Origin of the sequence: Aquimarina sp. RZ0, from assembly GCF_008370685.1 — a bacterium.
GTDB lineage: Bacteria > Bacteroidota > Bacteroidia > Flavobacteriales > Flavobacteriaceae > Aquimarina.
Map to the genome: position 1 here is coordinate 1 of NZ_VTZU01000141.1, position 5,187 is coordinate 5,187.

Here is a 5,187-nt window from a genome sequence, read left to right on the forward strand (position 1 = left end):
AGCTACAATAATATTTTTTAATGCAAAATTGAGAGCTTCTTTAATCGATGAGAATTCATCCATGTCATCATTAAAATGAACTTCAAATTTGTTAGTTATTGGATTAAAACCTTCCTCTAATCTTTTTTTCTCATTTTTTAGTAAACTACCTCGGGGCAAGCCCGCGAGGCATTTATTGAAAAAGACATTTTGATTTCGAGGCAAGCCTCGGAGCATTTAAATCTCGATTATCGAGTAAAATAGAAATTGCTAGTCTTCTTTCAGAAAGTGTTTTTAGCCTATTAAAACCAGATTTTATTCGAATAAATTTACCTCTTGGGTATTTTTCTTTGAATCTTGGATCTCGAAAGTAATAGCTTATAACCCAGTTTTTTTTGAGTTCATTTTTAGAACATTTTTTCCAATTTTTAGGAAAAACAGAAAATTCTCCTCTATTACAATTGTTTGGTAGTAATATCATAATCGTAATTTTTTAATGTCGTTTTTAATGACGTTTACAAAAAACTACGGCGATTAGATCTTAATTTAAAAATCAAAAGCCCTTTGAAATAAAGGGCTTTTGTGGTGGTGGTGCCTCCAGTATCACTTGCTTTTGTATGTCTTTATATCTGTGCGCACTTCTATGCGTGTATCGTAATGTCTTTTTGGTAAATAGTATATCGTTGTGTATCTATATAGATGTATAAATATTTGACCACATATTGGAGCTATGTAATCATTCAATGTTTTTTTGTATGCCAATGTATCTTGAGAAGCGTTACCTAATATATCTCAAATGTATAATTGTCAACTGTTTGAAAAGAATTGACTAATTCTAAAAATACCGGAATTACACCTCTTCATATCATACTTTTTATTTATTTTCGTTCATTCAATACCCCAATAATGAATGTTAATACTAAATAATCTATGGCTTTTCAGGCAAAACTATTTGTCAATGGAGAAGAACGCAATGTTCTTGATAGTGTTTTTCTATATAAACAATTAATTGATAACAATGGCAGACCTAAAACAAGTGTACAAGGTGGTCAAATTCATTTTATTATAGAGTCTACTAATAATGATGAATTGTTTTATGATTGGATGTTTTCTAACAACACGATGTATAAAGGATATATTCGTTTTTATAAACGTGATGGATTAAGTAAGCTATTTGACTTTGAGTTTGCCAATTGCCATTGTGTATATTTAGAAGAAAAGTTTAGTGCAGAGGGCAATGATCCTTTAAAAATGGAACTTACTTTATCTCCAGGGATCCAACGTGTGCGAGGTCAGATTTTTGAAAAACTCTGGAATCCTAGTAATCCATTTATAGATACAGCACCTGTCACAAAACGGGATGATTCGGAACCTGAAATGCTAGAAAGTTATTATGAAGATAAGAAAGGTAATAGAATCCCCGATAATAAAATTAAAGTTGGTGATGAACTATATTTAGTGATCAAAAGCAAAAATGCAAATGGTAAATCTGTTAGCATAAGTTTAGCAGATAATATGAGAGATTTTGAATATAATGGAGAAGTTTTAGAAAATGATCTGTTAGAAGGAATAGTGATTAAAGCAGATATACAACGAGTAGCACTAAAAGTAGTGCCACAACAAACAACAACATCGTAATGGGAAGAGTTTGGTTTACAGATTTTGAACACATCAGTACAGATTTTGAGGATTTGACTGTTGTATCACCTAGAGTAACGAATGCCTATTTTGCTAAAAAAGTAGTTACAGCAGGTGCTGAAGCTACTGGTACAAGTGAAGCCACAGGACCAACTGTAGACTTTGAGGAAGTAAACGAGGGTATTTTAGGTAGAGATGTATATATTATTGTAGAAACGGAAAATTTTGTACCACCTGATCAACCTATTGTCTCTACAGAAAGAGGCAACGTAAGAATACAGTTAAAAACAGGTGATTGTAATCTTACAGGAACAACAGATGAAACCATACAGATTACTGATGGAACAGCAGATGTTGATGAATTTATAGCACAAGTAGGCAATACAGAAGCGCTTAATGATATCGAAGGGAATTGTGCTTACACTAATTTAGATGATTTTACTGATAAAGCAATTTTTAAATTATCGCTTCGTCCTCATACAAGAACAACTTTTGATACTTGGGCAGAAACCATACACGATTCGGGAACAGATTTGCCCTCTATAGAAATTGAAGTTACTCCAGAAGATGAAGAATTATATATAGTGTATGGAACTGAAGGAAATGAACAAGGTCCTCCTTTAGAAATTGGTCGTTTTGCGAATTCAGAAGGGAGTTTATTTAGGCTAGAAAATAAAAATGTATATGAAATTTATCATGGAGATAATTTATACAATAATTTTGACGAGATAAATTCAAATAATCAACAGATAAGAAGAAGATTAGGGATACTTACTAATGATTGGGCAAGAGTTGATGATTATGATGTAAATAACCCGAAACATCTAGTTACTTATTTTTATCATGACAGTAATGATAATGAACATGAAGTATGTACTACAGAGAAGATAAGAATAACGGAAAAAGGCCCTAGATCAAATACAATTCCACCGTTAGCTTCTAGAGGCACACAAGTCCCTCCAATCATAGATTACAGAGATAATCAAAGAGCTGGAGAAGATATATCGGCTAGTACTTTGACGAAATATACAAACGGAGTGCATGCAATTGAATATACAAAAACAGAAGACCCTAATAATCCTGGAAATTATATAATTTCGAATAATATACTTCGAGAACGATGGTATCCTGTGCCAAATGCTAATAGTTTTGTGTATATGGTTAATGCGGATATAGAACAAGAAGCAGGCATGGGTTCTCAAGTTTTTACAGGGTTGGATTATGTAAATGGAGATTTAAGAATCAGATATTGTTTTAAAGATACCAGAAGAAGACATGCTAAACCTGATCTACTAGCTGCTCTGATTGGAGCCATTGCTCAGTTTAACGAAGGTGATACAGATGCTCAGGGTAATGCTAGAGCTGGCTTGAATCATAGAATATGCGGAGAAGGTTTCTCTTATGAAGATGGATCTTGCTATCCTAGTACATCACATAGAAATGGTTTAGCTGGAGATTTATATTATCTAAGCACTGGTCTTACAGGAGTTGAAGTGTTATTACAAGATTCAGATTTTGATTATACAAATCAAGTTATATTTTGCGATTTACTATATGATTTTGGTTGGTCTCGAACAGGTAATTCTTTGTCCGAAAATTTCACAAATCCGGCCATAGGGATTAACTCTTCTACGATTTTGCCACATAGTTCACACGTAACAACGCCAAGGCACAATAATCATCATCATATCCAGAGATTTAGTAATAATTTTGTGCAAAATTTACTCCCATGATCTATCGATTTATAATAATGATACTTGTAACTTTTATCTCCTGTAAACACAATAAAAGTAGTAGAGTTGAGGAATCCATTTCTGAATATACAGATACGATTAATACCAATATTGAAATAAATCAAAGTATAAGCATCGATACTAAATTTCTAGATTCCTTATCTAAAAAAGTAACGTTACCATATGGAAGAAAAGAATTGGTTGAAGTTGATTTTCCTAAAGAGTGGTATTGCGGTGGTGGATACTTAGAACATTCTTTAAAGAAAGAAGGCTTAAATGATAAAGATAGTATCCAGTACGCTCAGAGTTATTTTAGAATCATAAAATTTAATAGAAATGATAATATAAATATTGATTTGAATACAAGTATAAAATTAAATGATAGTGGAACTTTACAAACAATAAATAATTTACTGGTAAATAAAAACGACGATAAGCAAAAGAGAATTAAGTCCGAATCATCACTATTCATAAAATTACCTAATTATAAGAATTTTAAAATATTTGGTCTTTTAGCTAAGGGGGATCACGTTTTTTATAATCCTATTTATATTATAGTTAAAAACAACAGAATTTCTGATGTATTAGCAGCTTATGAGTATTCAAAATCCGAAACCCTTGTAACTAAAAGTATATATATAGACGAGAATCATATATTCAACTGCAAAACTTTCGATAATATAGATGGATACGAAGTTAGTTCTAGAGAAATAATTTCTTATAAAATTTCTGATGAAGGCAAGTTTGTGAAAACAAAGTAATTATTGCTAACAGATATCTATTCTTGCTTCATAAATTAGATGTTTTATCTTATCAAACCTTTTCTCTAATATACAAATTGATTTCTTGATTAAAAAGTACAGGAGATCATAGTAGTTACAAGGATTAGTGTTTAAAATTATCTGACGTTAATTTCGGTCTTTATTTATTAATGTTTCGTTACGAAATTAAATAAACTTCCTCTCAATAATTGTTGCTGATATTACACTATTGGTATATTGAATTAATGGATATTATAAAATTTATTATAATACAATTATAGAGTAAAATTCCCTTTATTTCTTATTGAAATCAAAACTAGTTTCTATTTTTAAATAATCTTGATTTCGAGTGAGTCAAAGGGAATAAATTGGTGTATATGAAGCGATGTTTTCACCGGATCAGATGGTTCAGGGATATATCAGAGTATATAGACGAGATGGAATGCAAAAAGATTTTGATATCAAATTCGCCAATACTTTTGTTATCAATGCGAACACTCGTTTTAATCACGATGGCACGGTAAATTTGTTGATGGATGTAGAATTTAGTGCCTTGATTATGAAAATCAGGGATTCTTTGTATGTATCTCCAGCAAACCCCAGCAATCCATTTATAGAAAATAATGTAACACCTACCGTTAGATAAACGGAATGATTGCCAAACAAAATCAAGAGATTATAGATTATAAATCCGTTTCAGAAAATAATAAGTATAAATTTACTAAATCTTCGACTACTAACTTAATGGATTATACGATTTGTGATTAAAAAAATCGTATAAATTCATTGAATTATTTTTTCTTTATGCAAGGCAAAAAAATCAAGCATAGCTATAGCTACGGTTTATTTTTTAAACGAAGTAGAAAGGAAAAAGAAACGATGAATATGCGAAATTTTTAGTTATAAATCGTATAAGAACCTCCAAAAGAAATAATTGTTTTGTTTTAGTTCTGTATTAATCTTGTTGCGTGGAAGTGTAATTATAACCCTGTCTCAGGGTTAAGCCCCAGGAGGGCTCTGGAAGCTAGCTTCCAGAGCCCTCCTGGGGCTTGGTCGCTAAATCGAGTGCTATCCGA

General features: G+C 31.4%; 4 protein-coding genes. All 4 read left to right on the forward strand.

Annotated features, from left to right (window positions below):
- Window positions 1-909 precede the first annotated feature (909 nt).
- Window positions 910-1,617, forward strand: a complete 708-nt coding sequence (gene tssD, locus F0000_RS26345; protein ID WP_149627685.1) for a type VI secretion system tube protein TssD — start codon at window positions 910-912, stop codon at window positions 1,615-1,617.
- Complete coding sequence (locus F0000_RS26350) at window positions 1,617-3,350, forward strand: hypothetical protein (protein ID WP_149627686.1); 1,734 nt, start codon at window positions 1,617-1,619, stop codon at window positions 3,348-3,350. The genes tssD (F0000_RS26345) and F0000_RS26350 overlap by 1 nt, the downstream gene beginning before the upstream one ends.
- Before the next feature lie 17 nt (window positions 3,351-3,367).
- A complete protein-coding gene (locus tag F0000_RS26355; protein ID WP_149627687.1) occupies window positions 3,368-4,111 on the forward strand; it encodes a hypothetical protein in 744 nt (247 codons plus the stop codon).
- 385 nt (window positions 4,112-4,496) lie between these two features.
- Window positions 4,497-4,757, forward strand: a complete 261-nt coding sequence (tssD, locus tag F0000_RS26360) for a type VI secretion system tube protein TssD (protein ID WP_149627688.1) — start codon at window positions 4,497-4,499, stop codon at window positions 4,755-4,757.
- Window positions 4,758-5,187: the final 430 nt, after the last annotated feature.

Bases quoted from the DNA above. Each gene is read 5' to 3' on its own strand.
- tssD (WP_149627685.1), top strand. From the start codon at position 910: ATGGCTTTTCAGGCAAAACTATTTGTCAATGGAGAAGAACGCAATGTT.
- F0000_RS26350 (WP_149627686.1), top strand. From the start codon at position 1,617: ATGGGAAGAGTTTGGTTTACAGATTTTGAACACATCAGTACAGATTTT.
- F0000_RS26355 (WP_149627687.1), top strand. From the start codon at position 3,368: ATGATACTTGTAACTTTTATCTCCTGTAAACACAATAAAAGTAGTAGA.
- tssD (WP_149627688.1), top strand. From the start codon at position 4,497: ATGTTTTCACCGGATCAGATGGTTCAGGGATATATCAGAGTATATAGA.